Origin of the sequence: Streptomyces carminius (genome assembly GCF_002794255.1) — a bacterium.
Classification (GTDB): domain Bacteria; phylum Actinomycetota; class Actinomycetes; order Streptomycetales; family Streptomycetaceae; genus Streptomyces; species Streptomyces carminius.
The window spans coordinates 37,508-57,226 of record NZ_PGGW01000065.1; the positions used below are offsets into that span (position 1 = coordinate 37,508).

General features: G+C 74.8%; 15 protein-coding genes. 1 reads left to right on the forward strand and 14 read right to left on the reverse strand.

Annotated elements, in window-relative coordinates:
• Nucleotides 1-29: 29 nt before the first annotated feature.
• The 8 genes from CUT44_RS22950 to CUT44_RS22985 form a co-directional block, all read right to left on the reverse strand.
• Nucleotides 30-530, reverse strand: coding sequence for an RrF2 family transcriptional regulator (locus CUT44_RS22950; RefSeq protein ID WP_100203873.1), 501 nt, complete (start codon nt 528-530; stop codon nt 30-32).
• A gap of 81 nt (nt 531-611) precedes the next feature.
• Nucleotides 612-2,504 carry an anthranilate synthase family protein gene (locus tag CUT44_RS22955; protein ID WP_100203834.1) on the reverse strand — a complete coding sequence of 631 codons (1,893 nt, stop codon included), beginning with the start codon at nt 2,502-2,504 and terminating at the stop codon, nt 612-614.
• Nucleotides 2,501-3,124 carry an isochorismatase family protein gene (locus CUT44_RS22960; RefSeq protein ID WP_100203835.1) on the reverse strand — a complete coding sequence of 208 codons (624 nt, stop codon included), beginning with the start codon at nt 3,122-3,124 and terminating at the stop codon, nt 2,501-2,503. Before CUT44_RS22960 ends, CUT44_RS22955 begins: the two co-directional genes overlap by 4 nt.
• A 149-nt stretch (nt 3,125-3,273) precedes the next feature.
• Nucleotides 3,274-4,044: a 2,3-dihydro-2,3-dihydroxybenzoate dehydrogenase gene (locus CUT44_RS22965; protein ID WP_100203836.1), complete on the reverse strand. Its 771-nt coding sequence runs from the start codon at nt 4,042-4,044 to the stop codon at nt 3,274-3,276.
• Between the two features lie 99 nt (nt 4,045-4,143).
• Nucleotides 4,144-5,316, reverse strand: a complete 1,173-nt coding sequence (locus CUT44_RS22970; protein ID WP_100203837.1) for a 3-deoxy-7-phosphoheptulonate synthase — start codon at nt 5,314-5,316, stop codon at nt 4,144-4,146.
• 440 nt (nt 5,317-5,756) lie between these two features.
• Nucleotides 5,757-6,611 (reverse strand): arylamine N-acetyltransferase family protein, encoded by an 855-nt coding sequence (locus tag CUT44_RS22975; RefSeq protein ID WP_100203838.1) that lies wholly within the window; start codon nt 6,609-6,611, stop codon nt 5,757-5,759.
• Between the two features lie 57 nt (nt 6,612-6,668).
• Nucleotides 6,669-8,525, reverse strand: coding sequence for an asparagine synthase (glutamine-hydrolyzing) (gene asnB, locus CUT44_RS22980; protein WP_100203839.1), 1,857 nt, complete (start codon nt 8,523-8,525; stop codon nt 6,669-6,671).
• 113 nt (nt 8,526-8,638) lie between these two features.
• The gene (locus CUT44_RS22985) at nt 8,639-10,243 is read right to left on the reverse strand and encodes a carboxylesterase/lipase family protein (RefSeq protein WP_100203840.1); all 1,605 of its coding nucleotides are present in this window, start codon (nt 10,241-10,243) and stop codon (nt 8,639-8,641) included.
• A gap of 283 nt (nt 10,244-10,526) precedes the next feature.
• Between CUT44_RS22985 and CUT44_RS22990 the strand changes: the two genes are divergently transcribed.
• Nucleotides 10,527-11,297: a DsbA family oxidoreductase gene (locus CUT44_RS22990; RefSeq protein WP_146252289.1), complete on the forward strand. Its 771-nt coding sequence runs from the start codon at nt 10,527-10,529 to the stop codon at nt 11,295-11,297.
• Here CUT44_RS22990 and CUT44_RS22995 read toward each other — a convergent pair.
• The 6 genes from CUT44_RS22995 to CUT44_RS23020 all read right to left on the reverse strand — a co-directional run bounded on the left by CUT44_RS22995 (nt 11,183) and on the right by CUT44_RS23020 (nt 19,701).
• A complete protein-coding gene (locus tag CUT44_RS22995) occupies nt 11,183-12,451 on the reverse strand; it encodes an NAD(P)/FAD-dependent oxidoreductase (protein ID WP_100203841.1) in 1,269 nt (422 codons plus the stop codon). The genes CUT44_RS22990 and CUT44_RS22995 overlap by 115 nt on opposite strands.
• Before the next feature lie 81 nt (nt 12,452-12,532).
• Complete coding sequence (locus CUT44_RS23000) at nt 12,533-13,939, reverse strand: NAD(P)/FAD-dependent oxidoreductase (protein ID WP_100203842.1); 1,407 nt, start codon at nt 13,937-13,939, stop codon at nt 12,533-12,535.
• Nucleotides 13,936-16,068, reverse strand: coding sequence for a molybdopterin oxidoreductase family protein (locus CUT44_RS23005; protein ID WP_408646779.1), 2,133 nt, complete (start codon nt 16,066-16,068; stop codon nt 13,936-13,938). Before CUT44_RS23005 ends, CUT44_RS23000 begins: the two co-directional genes overlap by 4 nt.
• A complete protein-coding gene (locus tag CUT44_RS23010) occupies nt 16,061-17,434 on the reverse strand; it encodes an MFS transporter (protein WP_100203843.1) in 1,374 nt (457 codons plus the stop codon). Before CUT44_RS23010 ends, CUT44_RS23005 begins: the two co-directional genes overlap by 8 nt.
• 115 nt (nt 17,435-17,549) lie before the next feature.
• Nucleotides 17,550-19,121, reverse strand: coding sequence for a class I adenylate-forming enzyme family protein (locus tag CUT44_RS23015; RefSeq protein ID WP_100203844.1), 1,572 nt, complete (start codon nt 19,119-19,121; stop codon nt 17,550-17,552).
• 37 nt (nt 19,122-19,158) lie between these two features.
• A complete protein-coding gene (locus tag CUT44_RS23020) occupies nt 19,159-19,701 on the reverse strand; it encodes an SRPBCC family protein (protein WP_100203845.1) in 543 nt (180 codons plus the stop codon).
• Nucleotides 19,702-19,719: the final 18 nt, after the last annotated feature.

Genomic DNA, 19,719 nt, shown 5'->3' on the forward strand with positions numbered 1-19,719 from the left:
GCCCCGGTGTCCCGGCCCGGACCGGGAACTCAGGACGTGGTCCGGGCCGCCGCGAACCAGCGGCGGGCGCGCCGCGGCACACCGGGGGAGACCCGCTCCACCCGGTCCCTGACGTCCGCCAGGGTCCGCCCGGCCAGCTCCCGCCGCCACACCAGCTCGGCCTCCCGCATGGCCTGGTGGATCTGGCAGTCCTCGGCGGGCTCGGGCACGGGGCCGTCCTCGTGGGGGCGGCCCCGCGGTGCCCGCAGCCGGATTCCCGCGCACCGGAACGCCTCCTCGGGACCCTCCACGGCCGCCACCACGTCCATCAGGGTGATGTCCTCCAGCCGCCGGGCGAGCCGGAAGCCGCCCCGCGGCCCGCTGCCGGAGGAGACCAGGCCCGCCCGGACCAGTGCCTGGAGCTGCTTGTTCAGGTACGCCGGCGGAAGGTCGTAGTAGGCGGCCAGCCGGGCGGCGGACACCGCGTGCTCCGGCCCGGCCCAGGCCAGGTTGAGGATGCTGTGGAGGGCCCACTCCACGCCTTCGCTCATCCGCATGGCACAGATGCTACGTACCGGCGGCCGGCCGGGCCCGGGGCCGGCGGTGCGGCCCGGGCCCGGCCGGCCGGGCGGTCAGACACCCGGCAGCCCGGCCAGCAGTCCCCGGACGATGCGCACACCGTCCCGGGTGAGCACCGACTCGGCGTGGAACTGCGTGGAGGCGAAGTGCGGGCCCCGCAGCGCGTGCACCTCGTTCGTGGCCGCGTCCCGGCTCACCTCCACCACGCCCACTCCCGGGCAGTCGATCTTGTCCTCGCCGCAGCGGGCGGCGAAGGTGTTGTAGAACCCCACCCGCTCGCGGGAGCCGAACAGGTCGATCTCCCGCTGCACGCCCTGGTTGGGCACCTCGCGCCGGACCAGCGGCAGGCCGAGCAGCCGGCAGAGGACCTGGTGGCTGAGGCAGACCGCCAGGAAGGGGCGCTGCCGCGCCAGCAGGCTCCGCACCGCCGACCGCAGCCGGTCGATCTTGGGGTGGTCCTCCGCGCGGGGATCGCCCGGCCCCGGGCCCATGACGGTCAGGTCGTACCCGTCGAAGGAGTACTCCTCGTCGAACCGGCGCACCGTCACCTCCAGTCCCGTGGCGCGCAACTGGTGCGCGATCATCGCGGTGAAGGTGTCCTCGGCGTCCACCACCAGCACCCGGCGGCCCGCGAGCGCGGGATCGTGCCGCTCGCGCGCCCCGGTCCCGGCCAGCCAGAAGTCGGCGATGCCGTGGTTGCGCCGCTCCAGGGCGGCGCGGACGCCGGGATGGGCGGAGAACCGTTCGGTGCCGCGGGTCTCCAGCGCCGAGAGCAGGCCGGACGCCTTGGCCCGGGTCTCCTCGGCCTCCGCGCCGGGATCGGAGTGGCGCACCAGGGTGGCGCCCGCACCGATCCGCAGCCGGCCGCCGCGGTCGATGTCCGCGGTGCGGATGAGGATGGCGGAGTCCAGGGCGTGACCGCCCTGTCCGTCGCGGCCGGCGAGGGCGAGGACACCGCTGTAGTAGCCGCGCCCCGCGGGCTCGTACCGCTCGATGACCCGGCAGGCGTTCTCCAGCGGGGACCCGGTGACGGTGGGCGCGAACATCGTCTCGCGCAGGATCTCCCGCGGATCGCGGGTGCTGTGCCCCTCGATGAAGTACTCGGTGTGGGCGAGACGGGCCATCTCCTTGAGGAACGGACCGACCACCCGGCCGCCGGACTCGCAGATCCGGGCCATCATCTTCAGTTCCTCGTCGACCACCATGTACAGCTCGTCGGCCTCCTTGCGGTCGGCGAGGAACTCCATCACCTCCGGCAGGGTGGGCCCGCCCGGCGGATAGCGGTAGGTGCCGCTGATGGGGTTCATCACCGCCCGGCCCCCGTGCAGGCTGACGTGCCGCTCGGGGGTGGCGCCGACGAGGGTCCGCTCGCCGGTGTGGACGACGAACGTCCAGTACGCGCCGGACTCGTGCTCCAGCAGGCGCCGGAAGAAGGTGAGGGCGGCGCGCGGCGTGTAGCCGGTGATGTCGGCGGTGAAGGAGCGCCGGAACACGAAGTTGGCGCCCTCGCCGGTGCCGATCTCGTCGGCGACGATCCGGCGGACGGTCTCGGCGTACTCCTCGTCGGTGACGTCGAAGCGGCCGCCGGACAGCTCGATCGGGTCGTCCGGGATCCGGGCTAGCACCTCGGCCACCGACCGCTGCTCCTGCCCGGTGACCGCCATCGCGACCAGCGGCGTCCCGTCGTCGGGGGCGGCGAAGCCGCGCTCGGCGATCTGCCGGTAGGGGACCAGCGCCAGTACGTCGTGGCGCGGTCCGCCGGGGGCGCCGGAGGAGTCGGGCCCGCCGGGGCAGCCGGGCAGCGGGATCTCCGCCAGGGTCCGCGGCGTGGACACCTCGCCGACCAGCACGTCCAGGACGCCGACCCCGGTCGTCTCGGGGCGGTGGAGCAGGGCGAAGGCGGGCGGGTCCGCCGCCAGGATCCGGTCCAGCATCTCGCCGGTCATCCCAGGACCTCCTTGGTGCCGAGCACCACGGCGCAGCGGCGCGCGGCGTAGTCGAGCGCCATCCGGTGGTCCGCCGCGGAGAAGTCGGCCACCGCGTCGGCCACCAGGAAGGTCTCGATGTCGCGGGTGAAGGCGTCGACGGCGGTGGCCAGCACGCCGATGTGCGCGTAGACCCCGCACACCACGAGCTGGTCGCGGCCGTGCGCGCGCATCCGCTCCGCCAGGTCGGTGCGGAAGAAGGCGCTGTAGCGCCACTTGGTGAGCACCCAGTCCCCGGGGGCGGGGGCCAGCGGCTCGACGATCCGCCGCTGGCCGGGCTCGCCGCGCATGCCCGGCCCCCAGAAGTCCCTGAGCAGACCGCGCTGTTCGGCGGTCATGCCGCCGGGCTGCGCCGTGTAGGCGACGGGGACGCCGCGGGCGGCGCAGTGCTCGCGCAGCGCGACGGTGTTGCGCAGCAGTTCGTCGCGGAGCCCCTCGGGCAGGAACCGCACGAAGTAGCGCTGCATGTCGTGGACGAGGAGCACCGCCCGGGCGGGGTCGACGCTCCACCCGGCGGTGTTGTCCGGCAGGTCGCCCGCTGCCGGCATCGGATAGGGCTCGATGGCCCCTATGCCTGCCATACAGTCTCCTGGTGGGGGAATCACCGGCCGCGGCCGGCGGGGGATCGCTCCCCTGAAGCGGATGGTTTCCGCCCGCCCCGTGCGGGGCCGGTGCGCGCCCGTGCCGTGGGGGGCGTCCCGTGCCGTGGGGCGGGGAGTCACGGGGGCGGTCACGCGCCCAGGGAGGCCCCGCCGTCCACCGTGAGGTCGTGCATGGTGATGTGTCCGGCGCGGTCGGACAGCAGGAACACCACGGCCTCCGCGATGTCCGAAGGCCGGGCGATCCGCTTCAGCGGGATGCCGACCCGGTAGGCGTCCGGCCGGCCCTCGACGGTCGCCCGCGGGCCGGACTCGTCGTGCCACATCGACCGGAGCATGGGGGTGTCGGTGGAACCGGGGGCCACCAGGTTGCACCGGATGCCGTACCGGGCGACCTCCAGGGCGAGGGCCTTCGTGAACATGGCGGCCGCCGCCTTCGAGGCGCCGTACGCGGCCATCCCGGTGCGCGGGACCGCCGCGGCGTTCGAGGTGACGGTGACGATCGCGCCGCGCGAGCGGGGGATCATGCGGTCGACCACGGCCCGGCAGACGTGGAAGACGCCGTTGACGTTGACCGCGAAGGTGGCCGCCCAGTCCGCGTCGGTCAGGGTGTGCGCCTCGCCCAGGCGCAGCACCCCCGCGGCGTTGACCAGGTACTCCACCGGGCCGAGGACCCGTTCGACCTCGTCGACCGCCGCCGCCACCCGGCCGCCGTCGGTGACGTCGGCGGGGAACGCCCGCACCCGCAGCCCGTCCGCGGCCAGCTTCTCCGTCAGCTCCGTGAGCCGCGGCCCGTCCCGGTCGACGGCGGCCACCACCGCGCCCCGTTCGCCCAGGGCGCGGACGACGGCCGCCCCGATGCCTCCGGCCGCCCCCGTGACGAGGGCCACCCGACTGTCCATGTGGAGTTCCTCCCAGAGTGCTGGAACGGTGCCGGCCGGATGTGCCGGCCGGGTGTGCTGGGTGTGCCGCACGCGTGCCGCACGCGTGCCGTGCGCCGGTCAGCCGCGCCACGCGGAGGCGACGGAGACGGCCTGCGAGGGGTTGAGCCGCGGATCGCAGAAGGTCGTGTACTTGGTGCCGACCCGGTCGGCGTAGGAGGCGTTGGACACGCACTCGGTGACGTTGTCCGGGGTGGTCTCCAGATGGAGCCCCCCGGCGACGCCGCCCCGTGAGCGGACGGCGGCCTGGAAGTCGCGCACCTCCCGCTCGACCGTCTCCAGATAGCGCGTCTTGAGGCCGTCGGGGGTGGTGACGGTGTTGGCGTGCAGGGGGTCGCAGAGCCACACGACCGGATGCCCGGCGGTCCGTACGGCATCGACCAGCGGGGGCAGCCGGTCGGCGACCACCTCGGCGCCCATCCGGACGACGAGGGTCAGCCTGCCGGGCTCCCGCCGGGGGTCGAGCCGTTCGCACAGGCCGAGCAGCTCGGGAACGGTCATGGCGGGGCCGACCTTGCAGGCCACCGGGTTGCCGACCCGGGCGAGCAGGGCGACATGGGCGCCGTCGGGCTGCCGGGTCCGCTCGCCGATCCAGGGCAGATGCGTCGAGGCCAGCACCGGGCGGCCGTCCTCGCCGGGGCGGACCATGGGCAGTTCGTAGTCGAGCAGCAGGGCCTCGTGGCTGGTCCACACGGGCGGTTCGACGGCCGCCCGCCGCCCGGGGCCGTGCCACCCGAGATGGCGCATGACGGCGGCGGCCGCCTCGTACCCGGTGAGCAGGCGCCGGGGGTCGGGGCGCCGGCCCTCCGGCTCGGGCTCCGGGCTGTTGACCATGTGGCCGCGGAACGCGGGCAGTTCGAGGTCGCCGACCCGCTCGACGGGCTTGGAGCGCGGCTTGCCGAACTGGCCCGCGATACGGCCCACCCGCACCACCGGCTTGTGGGTGATCATCTTCAGGGTGCCGGCCAGGAGGTCCAGTACGGCGGCCTTGCGGGCGACGTACCCGGGGGTGCTCTCGGCCGGGTCCTCGGCGCAGTCGCCCGCCTGGACGACCTGGGCCTCTCCCGCGGCGACCCGGGCCAGCAGGGCGCGGAGCCTGCGCAGGTCCCGGGGCCGCACCAGCGGCGGCCGGGTGGCGAGTTCCTTCCGGACCCGCCTCAGCAGTGCCGTGTCCTCCCACTCCGGCTGCTGCAGGGCCGGTTTTCGCCGGACATCGGGCAGAAGGGTCTCCACTGTGCCTCCAGGGGTGAAGGGGCCGGAACGGCGGACCGGCCCGTCGGGGCGCCGCCCCGGGGACTCCTCGTGCGTTCGGCCGCCGGGCCGTCCGTCCGGTCGCGGCGGGACGGCGGGCGGGCGGTACGGACGGCGCCGGCGCCGGCGGTGGTGCCGGGCGGTCCCGGCCGCGGTCCTCGGCCGTCATCTCGATCCTGGGCCGGGCCGCGGAGCCTGCCAACGCCGGTGGCGGCACTTCGTCACCTGGCGGGGACTCCGTCAAGTCGCGGCCCCCGGGGAGCGGCCGGAGCTTGCGCGAGCGGATTCCGGATGAATAATGTCCAGGATTCATGCCGGGCTCCCCGGGACGGGCCCCCGGAAAACGGCGCGGGGCGCGCCCCCCCGGGCCGGGGAGCGCGCCCTTGTGGTGCCCGGTCTGTGCCCGGGTCGCGGACGGTGGGTCAGAAGCGGGCGAGGAAGCGCAGCAGGAGCCGTTCGTCCTCCTCGTCCAGGGGGAGGTCGAAGACGCCCCGCAGGACGTCCACCACGGACCGCGCGGACAGGCTCTCGCGCTCCTCCCGCCCGTCGGGGTACTCCGTCACCAGCACGTTGTCCCGCAGCAGGTACCGGGCCTTGGCCAGACCGCGCTGCACCACCAGCCGGCCGACGAAGGGCGAGCCCGGTCTGGTCGAGCTGATGTAGTGCGCGGCCTGGTAGTCGACCGCGAACTGGGGTTCCGGGCGGAAGGCGTACAGGTCGAACCAGTCCCCGGGCCGCCGGGACTGCAGCACCCAGTGGCCCTCGTCCACCACCAGCCGCCAGGTCCAGCCGTCGACGGTGCGCACGGCGCCCTCCCGCCAGGGGATGGGCTCGATCAGACCCGCGTAGCCGTAGCCGGGGTCCGCGAGCCACACCGTGTCGTCGGCCCGCACCAGCAGACAGGTGTGGGAACGGAACCGGCGTTTGCGGTCGCCCTCGCGGATGCGCGCCAGCAGCCGGGTGACGGGGAAGCCGAGGCGGTCCAGCGCCGCCGCGAACAGCAGGTTGGACTCGTAGCAGTAGCCACCGCGACCCGCGCGCACCACCTTCCGCTCGATGCTCGCCAGATCGACCGAGACCGTTCTGCCGAGCACCATGTCGACGTTCTCGAAGCACACCGTGCCCATGTGCGCCCGGTGGAGCCGGCGCAGCGTCTCCCCGGAGTTGTCGCGCGGTCCGTCGTAGCCGACCCGGGCGAGGTAGGCGTCCAGGTCGAGCCGCGCGCTGCCCCACTCCGGCGAGTCGTCGACCACGGCGGCGGGTTCGGAGTTGACCATCGCATCGTGTCCCTTCTCGGCGTCGGCCGGGCCGGGGACCGGGCGGGGCCCGGCCCGTCAGTCCTCGACCCGCACGCCGTACTCCCTGACCCAGGCGTCGTACTCCACCAGGCGCTCCATGACGGCCCGGGTCCCCCACAGACCGCCCAGCCCGGCGTAGGACTCGAGCGGCTTGTCCAGCAGTGCGCGCAGGCCGGCGGCCGGGACCAGCTCCAGTACCGGCGAGTCCGTGCGCAGCAGGGCGGCCACCTTGTCGCGCAGCGCCCGTACGTACCCCTGGTCCTGGGTGGAGGGGTAGGGGCTCTTCTTGCGCCTGAGCACCGACTCGGGCAGCACATGGGCGGTGGCCGCGCGCAGCAGGCTCTTCTCCCGGCCGTCAAAGTTCTTCATCTCCCAGGGGACGTTGAAGACGTACTCCACCAGCCGGTGGTCGGTGAACGGCACCCGGACCTCCAGGCCGGTGGCCATGCTGATGCGGTCCTTGCGGTCCAGCAGGAACTTCTCCCAGCGGCTGATGTTGAGGTAGGACAGCTCGCGCATCCGCGCCTCGATCCCGGTCTCGCCCGCCAGCCGCGGCACCTCCGCCAGGGCCTCGGCGTACCGCTGCTTGACGTACTCCTCCATTCCCAGCCGGTCCCACAGGCCGATCTCCCGGACGGCGGCCAGGCCGCCGAGCCGGCGCCAGGCGTCGTACCAGGGGAAGGTGTCGCCCTCCACCGCCTCCCGGTCGAAGAACCAGTTGTAGCCGCCGAACAGCTCGTCGGAGGTCTCACCGGACAGAGCGACCGTCACCCGCTCCTTGAGCGCCCTGCACAGGTGGTAGAGCGAGTGCTCCATGTCGCCGGTGGAGACCGGCAGGTCCTGGGCGAGCAGCACGCGCCGGCGCACGTCCTCGTCCAGGACGTCGGAGTTCTCCAGCTCGACGACGATGTGCTCGGCCCCGCAGTGCCGGGCGACCTCCACGGCGTACGGGGTGTCGGGGTCCAGCCAGATGCCGTTGTCCTTGAAGTCCCGCTCGTTGTCGCGGAAGTCGACGGAGAACGCCTTGATGCGCTCCTCGGCGCCCTGGTCCCGGAGCGCCTTCGCCGCGAGCGCGGTGATGGCGCTGGAGTCCAGGCCGCCGGAGAGCAGGGTGCCGACCTTCACGTCGGCGACGAGCTGGCGCTCGACGATGTCCTCCAGCAGCTCGCGGACCCGGGCGACGGTGGTGTCGAGGTCGTCGGTGTGCGGGCGGGCCCGCAGCTCCCAGTACGTCCGGGTGGTGCGGCCGCCGCGGGTGAAGCGGACGACGGTGCCGGGCACCACCTCGTGCATGCCCTTGAAGACCGCGTGGCCGGGGGTGTTGATGATGGCGAAGATCTCCGCCAGCCCCTCGCGGTCGACCGCCGCCCGGGCCTCGGGGTGGGCCAGGATCGCCTTGGCCTCGGAGCCGAACAGCACCCCGTCCCGGGTGGGGTAGTAGAACAGCGGCTTGACGCCCATGCGGTCGCGCACCAGCAGCAGCTCCTCGACGCGCGGGTCCCAGACGGCCAGCGCGTACATGCCGTTGAGGCGTTCGGTGAACTCCTGCCCCCACTCCAGGTAGGCGTGCAGGACGACCTCGGTGTCGCTGGTGGTGCGGAAGGTGTGTCCGAGTCCGGTCAGTTCCCGGCGCAGCTCGCGGTAGTTGTAGACCTCGCCGGTGTAGACGATCACCGGCAGGCCGTCGTCCGCGCCGGTGACGTGCATCGGCTGCCGGCCACCCGCCAGGTCGATGACCGACAGCCGGCGGTGCCCGAGGGCGGCGTGGGGCGACACCCAGGTGCCGTGGTCGTCCGGCCCCCGGCACTCCAGGGTCCGCGCCATGGCCGACACCGTGTCGGTGTGCCGTGTCAGGTCGCGGTCGTAGCCGACCCAGCCTGCGAGTCCGCACATGGGAGGTGGGCTCCTTTCCGATGAGAGGGGGTGAGGGCGAGCGACGGGAAGAGGGGGGCGGTCCCCGGCGGTCCCCGGCGGCTTGTGGCGGTGTCCGCCGCGGGCCCGGGCGCTCAGGTCCGGGGCACCAGGCCGGCGGTGTCCCAGTACCGCAGCTGGGGCAGGGCGGAGAGCCGGCCGGTCCGTGCCACCGGGGCGCCGCCGAGGATCATCGCGGTGGGTTCCGTGGGATCGAAGACCGGCCACGCGGGGGCGTGCCGGCTGGTGGGTCTGCCGTTCCGGGCGAAGGAGGCCACCAGGTCGATCAGGGTGTCGGAGATCCGCCGCTCCAGCGGCCCGTCCCCGTACACCGGGGCGTGGACCGGCAGCCGGTGGGTGCCGAAGAGGAACTTCGAGGTGGCCTCGTGCGGCGTGCCGGCGTACGGCGGGCGCACCGGGTGGGCGAACTCCATGACGTACTGCGGCGACCTCCCCTCCCGCGCGTGCCGCTCGGCCAGCCGGACGATCTGGTACCGGAACAGCGCGTCGCCCCACACCTCGGTCCACAGCGACACCGGGTCGGCGGCCCGGCCCGCGGCCGGCAGGGCCTCCCGGTAGTGGGCGAGGCACTCGCCGACCTGCTCGTCGCCGACCTTGGCGGCGCACTTGTCCAGCACGGCGCGCACCGCGGCGCGCAGCCCTGCCTCGTCGGCCGGGAGCGGGCCGTCGAAGGGGTAGCCCGGACCGGTGGTGAAGAACGACCCCTCGGTGCGGGCGAAGACGCACATCACCGGCACGGCGGGGGTGGGCAGCGCGTGGTCGTACCCGCGCATCCACCGCCCGTCCACCACCGGGCCCCGGTACTCGCGCCAGCCCTCCACCGCGCGCCCGGCAGGATCACCGGAGAACGTCCCGTCCCAGGCGTCGCGGAGCGCGGCGGCCGGTACCCGGCGCAGACCCGGCACCGTCGTGCCGAACCGCCGTGCCAGCCGTTCGAAGACGGCGCGGGACTCCTCGGGCGTGGTCGAACTCGCCGGCGCCCACACGTGCTTGGTGCTGACGGCGACGATCCGCCGCACGATGCCGCGCAGTTCGGGCAGCAGGCTCAGCTGCCAGGCGCTGGAACCGCCCGCGGAGGTGCCGGCGAGCGTGATGTTGCCGGGGTCGCCCCCGAACGCCTCGGCGTTGTCCCGCACCCAGCGCAGCAGCGCCGCCTGGTCCTGCAGGCCCCAGTTGGCGAAGGAGCCGGTGGCGGGGTCCGCGAGGTCCTCGTGCAGTCCCCAGCCGAAGGCGCCCAGGCGGTAGTTGAAGGTGACCACGACCAGGTCGCCGCGTTCCGCGGTGCGGGCGCCGTCGTAGTCCGGCTCGCTTCCCGCCCCCAGCAGCCAGCCGCCGCCGTGGACGTAGACCAGGACCGGGCGGCGGCCCCGGACACCGGGGGTCCAGACGTTGGCGTACAGACTGTCCTCGGCGCTGCCGGGCAGGTAGTCGCCCTGCAGGGACGGCGGGGCGAACGCGGTGGTCTCGCGCACTCCGCCCCACGGTTCGGGAGGGCGCGGCGAGGCGAAGCGCAGCCGCCCCACCGGGGGCGCGGCGTAGGGCACCCCCCGGAAGACGGTGACCCGGCCGGTGCGCACTCCGGCGATCCGGCCGGCGGTGGTCTCGGTGACCACCGTGCCGCCCCGCCCCGCCGCCGCGGAGGAGGAGGCACGCGGTGGGTGTTGCTCTCGTCGGGACATTCGCCGATCCTCGCTTCAGCGTGTTGCGACGGGGACGGTGCGACGGTGGACGCGTCGGCGGCGGGCGCCGTGACGGTCGGGGGACCGCAACGATCGTGCAACCGGTGCCGCGGCGGCCTCCAACACAGCGCGGCATCTGTGTCAGGTCGCGGCGGCACTGTGTCAGGTCGGGACGGCGGGGCCGCATCGGGTGACGTACGGTGCCGTGGCACGACGACCGTGTCCGTCACCGGGCGGGCCCGCCGGGGTCCGCCCGGAGGAGCAGAGAGGAAGACCGCACACCATGACCGTCCTGGGGACCGCGCGGGACGACGGCACGCCGGTGGTGACCGTCTGGTCGGACATCAGCTGCCCCTGGGCGACGCTCGCCCTGCACACGCTGCACCGCGCCGCCGAGCGCCTGGCGCTGCCGGTGCTGGTGGACCACCGGGCCTTCCCGCTGGAGCTGTTCAACGGCGTGCCCAACCCGAAGTACATCGTCGACGCCGAGGTGGCGGTGATCGCCGGCCGGCTGCCCGAACTGGGCTGGCGGCGCTGGTCGGCGCCGGAGTGGACCTACCCGGTGACCCTGCTGCCCGCCATGGAGGCCGTCCAGGCCGCCAAGGACCCGGAGATCGGCGGCCTGCGCGGCAGCGACGAGCTGGACGCCGCGCTGCGCCGGGCGTACTACACCGACAGCCGGTGCGTCAGCATGCACGCGGTGATCCTGGACGTCGCCGGGCAGTGCCCGCACGTGGACGCCGGGAGGCTGGCCGAGGCACTGGCCCGGGGCGCCGGGCGGGCCGAGGTGTACGAGCAGTGGCGCACCGCGCGGGGACCGGAGATCCAGGGCAGCCCGCACCTGTTCGCCCCCGGCGGCTACCGCGCGCACAACCCCGGGGCGGTGTACGCCTGGCACGGCGACCCGCTGAAGGGCGACGGCTTCCCGCGGCTGGACGACTACCGCCCCGAGTGGGCCGGGGAACTGCTGCGGCGGCTGCACCGCGCCGAGGACAGCAGCCGCTCCGGGGAGGCGGGCAGCTCCCGCCCGACCAGCGAGCGCAGCACGGGATAGGCACCGGCGTCCCCGGCCAGTATCCCGCCCAGCAGGGTGCCCGCGTCGGGGGCGAGCACCAGCTTGGCGTACGTCCGGGCGGCCCGGTCGGCGTAGACCAGTTCCATCGCCCCCTGTGCCGAGGCGTGGGCGTCGCCGAAACTGGCGACGTCCACGCCGAGCAGCTTCAGGCGGGTGGACAGGTCCGCGCCGGGGAAGGACGCGTCGCGCAGGCCCAGCAACTGGTCGGCGACGGCTTCCGCCATCCGGTAGCCGGGCGACACCAGCCCGTAGCAGCGGCCCTCCACGGCCGCGCACTCGCCGATCGCCCAGACGTGCGGATCGGCGGTGCGGCAGCGCCGGTCCACCAGGAAGCCGCCGCGCGGGCCCGTCTCCAGGCCCGCCGGCGCGGCCAGTTCGTCACGTGGCCGGATCCCGGTGGAGAACACCACCAGATCGGCCTCCAGTTCGGTGCCGTCGCCGAGGACCACCGCGCGCACCCGGCCGCCGGGACCCGCCTCGACGGACCGGAGGGCCGTACCGCAGCGCACCGTCAGGCCCAGTTCGGTGACGTACCCGGCCAGCAGCCGCCCGGCGGCCCCGTCGAGCTGCGCCGGCATCAGGTGCGGCGCCAGCTCCACGACGTGCGGGCGCATGCCCAGCCGCCGCAGCGCCCCGGCGGCCTCCAGGCCCAGCAGGCCGCCGCCGACGACGACACCGGGACGGCCGGGGACGGCCGCGGCGCGGACGGCCTCGAGGTCCTCGACGGTGCGGTAGACGAAGCAGCCGGGCAGTTCGCGGCCGGGGACCGGCGGTACGAGGGGGCGCGAGCCGGTGGCGAGCACCAGCGCGTCGTAGCCGACGAGGTCGCCGTGCGCGGTGCGCACCGCGCGGTGGTGCCGGTCGACGGTGGTGACCGGGGTGGCCAGCCGCAGTTCCACCCGCGGGTCCGCCGCCGGGTCCGGTCCGGCCGGCGCGGGCCCGGCGGCGCCGCCGGTACCGTGGTCGCCCTGGCCGGCCAGCCAGGAGGAGAGCCGGGTCCGGTCGTAGGCGGGGCGGGGTTCCTCGGCCAGGACGGTGACGCGCCAGGTGCCGGCCGGGTCACGGGCCCGCAGGTGCTGGACGAGGTGGTGGCCCACCATGCCGTGGCCGACGACGACGAGTGTGCGGGTCATGGGTGGCGGTCCTTCCGGATTCCTCGCGTTCTCTCGCGTTCCCCGGTCCGCGGCGGTCCGCCGGGGCGTGCGTCCCGGACGTCACCGCGCGGCGGCCGGCAGCGTCTCGCACAGGCGCCGGACGTCGTCGGCGCAGGTGCCGCAGCCGGTGGTCGCCCGGGTCGCGGCGGCCAGTGCGGGCAGGTCGCGGGCACCGGCGCGCCAGGCCGCGGCGAGCGCGGCCCTGGTGACGTTGTTGCAGAAGCAGAGCACCGTGTCGTCCGGCAGTTCGACCCGGCCGGGCCCGGGCGCGGCGCTGCCCAGCAGGAGGGCGAGCCGTCCGGCGGGCACCGGCAGGTCGCGGTCGTGGAGCCGGCTGACGGCGGCGATGGCCCGGGGCAGACCGATCAGCACCCCGCCCGTGATCCGGTCCCCGTCGAGCGTCAGCGCGGCGTAGCGGCCGCGGGACGGGTCGGACAGGGTCACCGACTCGTCGCCCGGGGCGCCGGGCGGACCGAGGACGGCCAGGTCGGTCCCGGGGGCCCGGAGCCGGACGACGGTCCTGGCCGGCCGGTGGCGGACCCGTTGTCCGGCCAGTAGCCGGGCGAGGGTCTCGGCCTGCTCCCAGGCGCAGGAGAGCAGCCCCGGCACCTGTCCGGCGTGCTCGGCGCAGTCCCCGATCGCGTGGATACGGGGATCGCCGGTGCGCAGCCGGTCGTCGACGACCACGCCCCGGCGCACCGGCAGGCCGGCCTGCCGGGCGAGCCGGGTGTCGGGGACCACCCCGGTGCACAGCAGCAGCGTGTCGGCCCCGACCATCCGGCCGTCCGTCAGGGTCAGTTTCCCGGGCGCGTACTCCACCGCCCGCCGCCCGGGGCACAGCCGGACGCCGTACTCCGCCAGCCGGGCCGCGAGCAGGGCCCCGGCCCGGGCGTCCAGCAGGTGGTCCATCGGGTGCGGGCCGGGATGGACGAGGGTGACCTCGCGTCCGGCGCGGCGCAGCGCGAACGCGGTCTCCACGCCGAGGACTCCGCCGCCCAGCACGGCCACCGGGCCCGCACCGGGCCCGCCACCGGGCCCGCCACCGGGACCGCCACCGGGACCACTGCGCGGACCGTCGGCGAGGCCGGTGACATCGGCCGGGGACCGCACCGTGCGCACCCCCTCGCCCGGGACGCCCGGCAGCCGGGGGACGTCCGGGCGGGCCCCGGTGGCCAGCACCAGTGTGTCGTACGGGTGGACGCTCCCGTCGTCGGTGTGCACCGCGCGGGCCCGCCGGTCGACGCGGACGGCCCGCACCCCCAGCAGCACCCGGGTGTCCCCGGGAGGAGGCGGCGGCACGGCCGCCTCCGGCGGCAGCTCGCCCGCGAGCACGGAGGTCAGCAGGGGGCGGTGGCAGGCCGGCTCCGCACCGAGGACCGTGACCGGACCGTGGTGGCCGTGGTGGCGCAGCCGCTCCACCAGCCGGTGCGCGGCCGGTCCGTAACCGACGACCAGGACGCCGCTCACGACGGCTCCGCCCAGGGCTCGACGCGCACGGCGCACACCTTGAACTCCGGCATCCGGCTGACCGGGTCCAGCGCGGGACGGGTCAGCAGGTTGGCCCGCCCCCGCCCCGGGAAGTGGAACGGCAGGAAGACGGTGTCGGTACGCAGCGTCCCGTCCAGGCGCACCCGCGCGACGGTGCCGCCGCGCGCCGAGGACACCAGCGCGAGCTGTCCCTCCTCCAGGCCGAAGCGTTCGGCGGTGTCGGGGTGCACCTGGACGAAGACCTCGCCGGCGGCCTCGTTCAGCTCCGGCACCCGCCGGGTCTGGGCACCGGACTGGTACTGGGCCAGGACGCGTCCGGTGGTGGCGTACAGGGGACGGTCCGCCGTGACCGGCTCCGCGGGCTCGCGGTGGTCCACCGCGGCGAACCGGGCCCGCCCGTCGGGGTGGGCGAAGCGGTCCAGGAACAGCCGCGGGGTGCCCGGGTGCGGGGCGCCGGACGTCCGCGGGCACGGCCAGTGCAGGGCCTCGCCCGCCTCCAGCCGGTCGTAGGTGATGCCCGAGTAGTCGGCCCGGCCGCCGGCGGAGGCGGCACGCAGCTCGTCGAAGACCGCCCGGGGATCGGTGGGGTAGCGGTGGCCGGGTTCGCCCAGGCGGACGGCCAGGCCGTGCAGGACCTCCAGGTCGGTGCGGACCCCGGCGGGGGGCGGCAGCAGTGCCCTGCGGCGCAGCACCCGTCCCTCCAGGCTGGTCATCGTGCCCTCCTCCTCGGCCCACTGGGCCACGGGAAGCACCACATCGGCCATGGCGGCCGTCTCGGAGGGCACGAAGTCGGCCACCACCAGCAGGTCCAGGGCGGCCAGCCGCTCGGTGACGTGGGCGGCGCGGGGCGCGGAGACCACGGGGTTGGAGCCGAAGACCAGCAGCGCGCGCGGGCCGCCCTCGGTGCCGAGCGCGTCGAGGAGCTCGTAGGCGCTGCGACCGGGACCGGGCAGCGAGCCGGGGTCCACGCCCCACACCTTCGCCACCCGGGCCCGCGCCTCCGGGTCGGTGATGCTGCGGTAGCCGGGCAGTTGGTCGGTCTTCTGGCCGTGCTCGCGGCCGCCCTGTCCGTTGCCCTGCCCGGTCAGGGTGCCGTAGCCGCTGCCCCGGCGGCCCGGCAGGCCCAGTGCCAGGGCCAGGTTGACGAAGGCGGCCGCGGTGTCGGTGCCCTTGCTGTGCTGCTCGACGCCCCGGCCGGTGAGCACGTACGCCCGCCGGGCCCGGGCGAGTGCGCGCACCGCCTCGTACTGCTCCGCGGCCGGCACGCCCGTGACGCGCTCGGCGCGTTCGGGCCACCAGGCCGCGGCCCGGCTCCAGACGGCGTCGAAGCCGGTGGTGCGCTCGGCCACGTACTCCTTGTCGAGGTGGCCTTCGGCGACCGCGATGTGCAACAGGCCCAGGGCGAGGGCCAGGTCGGTGCCGGGCGCGGGCTGCAGGTGGAGGGCGGCCCGCTCGGCGGTGCGGGTGCGGCGCGGGTCGACGACCACCAGGTCGGCGTGGTCCAGGTGGCGCATCAGCGGCGGCATGGTCTCGGCCGGGTTGGCGCCCGCCAGCAGGATCACCTCGGCCGCGCCGAGGTCGGTGACGGGGAACGGCAGCCCCCGGTCCACGCCGAAGGCGGCGTTGGCCGCGGCGGCGGCCGAGGACATGCAGAACCGGCCGTTGTAGTCGATCTGCGAGGTGCCCAGCGCCAGCCGGGCGAACTTGCCCAGCAGATACGCCTTCTCGTTCGTCAGCCCGCCGCCGCCGAAGACGGCGACGGCGTCCGCGCCGTGCTCGGCCCGGACGGCGCGCAGCCGCTCCGCCACCAGGTCCAGTGCCTCGTCCCAGCCCGCCGGCCGCGGCCGGCCGTCACCGTCGCGCACCCGCGGGGCGCGCAGCCGGTCCGGGGCGCTCAGGACCGACGGGGCGGTCCAGCCCTTCTGGCACAGACGCCCGGAGTTGACCGGGAAGGCGGACGGACGAACCGTCACCGCGCCGTGCTCGCGGCCCAGCAGCGTGCCGCACTGCAGGGCGCAGTACGGGCAGTGCGTCGCCACCCGCGCCGTCGCCGGTGCCGTCGCCCGGTCCGCCCCCGGCGCGGTGGCCCCGGCGGTCGTCTCAGACACGGGTGACCTCCCGCCGTACGGGTGCGGCCGGGGCGGCACCGGACCGCCCGCGCCGCGGCCGGAGGGCCAGGACCATCGGTACGCACAGCGCGTAGTAGCACAGGAAGGCGACGAAGGCCGGCTCCCCGGACCCGGATCCGTCGCCGTACGCGGCGCGGAACGCCAGGTTGACGGCCACCCCGCCGAGCGTGCCGACCGCCCCGGCGACGGCGATCGCGGCACCGGCGAGCCGGCGCGCCTCGGCGAAGGCAGTGGCCGCGTCGTGCCCGGCGGTGACGGCCTCCTCGGCACGCCGGGCGAAGGCCACCGGGATCATCTTGTACGTCGAGCCGTTGCCGAGCCCGCTGAGCACGAACAGCGCCGTGAAGCCGGCCGTGAACAGGGGCAGGGAGTTCTGTCCGGCGGCCACCAGCAGCACCACGGTGCCCGCCGCCATCCCGGCGAAGTTCCACAGGGTCACCCGGCCCGCGCCGAAGCGGTCCGCGAGCCAGCCGCCCAGCGGGCGGGAGAGCGAGCCCAGCAGCGGCCCCAGGAAGGTGTGGCCGGCCGCCTCCAGGGGGGTGGCGCCGAACTGGGTCTGCAGCACCAGGCCGAAGGCGAAGCCGTAGCCGATGAAGGAACCGAAGGTGCCGACGTACAGCAGTGAGATCCACCAGGTGTCGGCGCACGCGACGGCCCGGCGCAGGGTGCCGGGGCCGGCGCGCACGGCGTCCACGTTGTCCATCTTCCACGCGGCCAGCAGCGCGGCCAGGGCGATCAGCGGCAGGTAGGCCGCCACCACGTACGACGGGTGGGTGTCGCCCGCCGTGGCGATGACCAGCAGCCCGACGAGCTGGACCGCGGCGACCCCCAGGTTGCCGCCTCCCGCGTTGAGCCCGAGGGCCCAGCCCTGGTGCCGCCGAGGGAAGAACGCGGCGATGTTGGTCATCGAGGAGGCGAAGTTGCCGCCGCCGACCCCGGCCGCCGCGCCGATCAGCAGGAACACCCACAGCGGGGTGCCCGGCCGCCGCACGGCCCACAGCGTCAGCAGGGTGGGCACGAACAGCACCAGGCAGGAGAACACGGTCCAGTTCCGGCCGCCGAACCGGGTCACCGCCCGGCTGTACGGCAGCCGCAGCGCCGCGCCGACCAGGGTCGGGACCACCACCAGCAGGAACTTCTCGTCCGGACCGAAGGCGAAGCCGATCTCCGGGGACAGGAACAGCACCAGGACCGACCACATCGTCCACACCGAGAACCCGATGTGCTCGGCGAGGACCGACAGGGCCAGATTGCGCAGGGCGACGCGCCGGCCGCCCCGCCGCCACGCTTCCTCGTCCTCCGGATCCCAGCCGGTGAGCCAGCGGGAGGTGCGTCGTACGGTCACGGCCGCACCACCCGGAGCGGCGGGAGGCCGCCGGACCCGCACGGCGGCAGGTCCCGGCGGACTCCCCTCGCGGTCCACCGCGCACCGGGCCGGCGGACCACACGGCGGACGCGGCTCACGCCCGATCGCCTCCCGCGGTCAGCAGGCGGGCGAGCTCGAGCCGCTTGATCTTCGTCGTGGCGGTCTGCGGCAGGTCCTCCAGCCGCCAGTGGACGGGCTCGGCCATCGCCGGCAGACCCACCGTGGCGGCCTGCCAGGCGACCGGGTCCAGCGGCTTGTCGTCCCGGGTGCACACCACGGGCACGGGGCGGCGGTCGGCGTCGGGGACGATGATGACCTCCACCAGCTCCGGCAGCCGCGCGAAGAGCTTGTCCTCGATCTCCAGCGTGCTGTCGACGCCGGGAATCCGGTCGACCTCGCGGTCCAGCAGGTGCAGACAGCCCCACCTGGTGCGGTAGCCCAGATCGCCCATGCGCCACCAGCCGTCGTTGACCTGCTTCTTCCAGCGCTCGTGCTCCCCGAGGTAGGTGACGATCCGCCCGTCGCTGCGGACCTCGATGTACCCGGGGTTCTCCTTGGTGGGCGGCTTGCCGTCGCGGCTGACCACCCGCACGTCCGTCATGCCGGGGAAGGGGGCGCCCACGCACCGGCCGTCGGCTTCGGCGCCGCGCCTGCGGGTGTAGGTGCGGGCCGCGATCGGGCCGACCTCGCTCTGCCCGTACGCCTGGGCGAACAGCGGCATCCGGCGCCGCGAGGCGCCCAGCAGCCGGTGCACCGTCCGGGGGTGGATGGCGTCGAAGGTGCTGGAGAAGTACTTCACGTTGGCCAGCGGCTCGCGCGGGTCGTCGGCCAGCACCTCCCAGCGCAGGAAGGTGTTGGGGTGCGCCTCGATCAGCCCCGGCGGGCACTGGGCGAACAGCGTGCCCACGCTCTCCGGGTCGTCGTCCCGCAGGATGAGCAGCGGGTGCCCCTGGAGCACCGAGATGGGCATGGCGGTGAACATCCGCGAGTGCACGAAGGACACGTGGATCGCGACCGGCTCGCGCCTGCGGACGGCGGAGAGGACCACGGTCGCCTGCGGCCGGTAGCGGGACTGGAAGGTGAAACCGGTGTGGACGGCCAGCTTCGGCGTGCCGGTGGTCCCGGAGGTGTGCGTGATCAGGGTCGGATGGTCCGGCGCCATCCGCACCGGGGAGACCCGCCGGACGCCGGCGAACTCCGCGAGCGGGGTGGCCCGCGGGTGGTCGCCGGAGGTCAGGAGCACCCGCTCGGACAGCTCGAAGACCTTCTCCGGCAGTTCGCCGTCCAGCTTGGCCTGGTCGGTCACCAGGTACGGCCGGTTCACGCGGCGCACCAGCTCGGCGACGGTCCCGCCGTCCAGCTTGGGCGACAGCAGCGCGGGGATCGCGCCGATCCGCGCCGCGGCACAGGCCAGCAGGGAGATGTCGAAACCGTCGGTCTTGTGGACCACGACGTACTCGCCGGGCCGGATCCCGGCGGCCCACAGCCGGGACGCGAAGTCGTCGACCAGATCGGCGACCTCGGTCAGGGTCAGCCGGCGGCCGCGCTCGGGGGCGATGTCGAGATCGTGGTCGAGGATCACCGGGCTCGCCGGGTGGCGCGCCGCCGCCCGGTCGAAGAGAGTGCCCAGTCGGATTCCCCGGTTTCCTATACGCTGCAGAAGCATTTTTCGCTCTCTCGTGCGTCCGGCGGGAGTTTCCTTCTCACTGCTTCTCGATGACGCCCTTGATGCGCTTGAGGGTCTCGTCGAGATCCTTTTCGAGCTTCTCCGTCCAGTCCTGGACGAACTTCTTGCGGTCCGTCTCGTCCAGGTCGGCCACTATCTTGTGAATTCCGGCGGTGGCCCGGCCCATGCGGAAATGGTGGGTCAGTACGCAGCCGCCGGCCGCGGGCGCCATGTCGAAGCCCCAGACGCTCTCCTGGTCCTCGCGGGCGTGCGAGAGCATCATCCAGCGGAAGGTACGGCCCGGCTCGGCCGCCACCACCCTGGCCTCGGTGTACCAGGTGCCGCGGACCAGCGGCGCCCAGCCGACCACGTCCTCGCCGCGGAGGTTCTCGCCGCGGAAGACGGCCCCCACCGTGCGGGGTTCGCCGGAAATCCACTCACCGCCCCGGCATTCCGGGCTCCATTCACCGCTGCGGCCGAGATCGCTGACGACCTCGTAGACCTCCAGCGGTGAGGCGGGCACATGGATATCGGCGCGGAGTTCGAAAAGAGGAGAGGTGTCGATGATTGATTCGCTCATGCTGAAAATGCTGCGAGA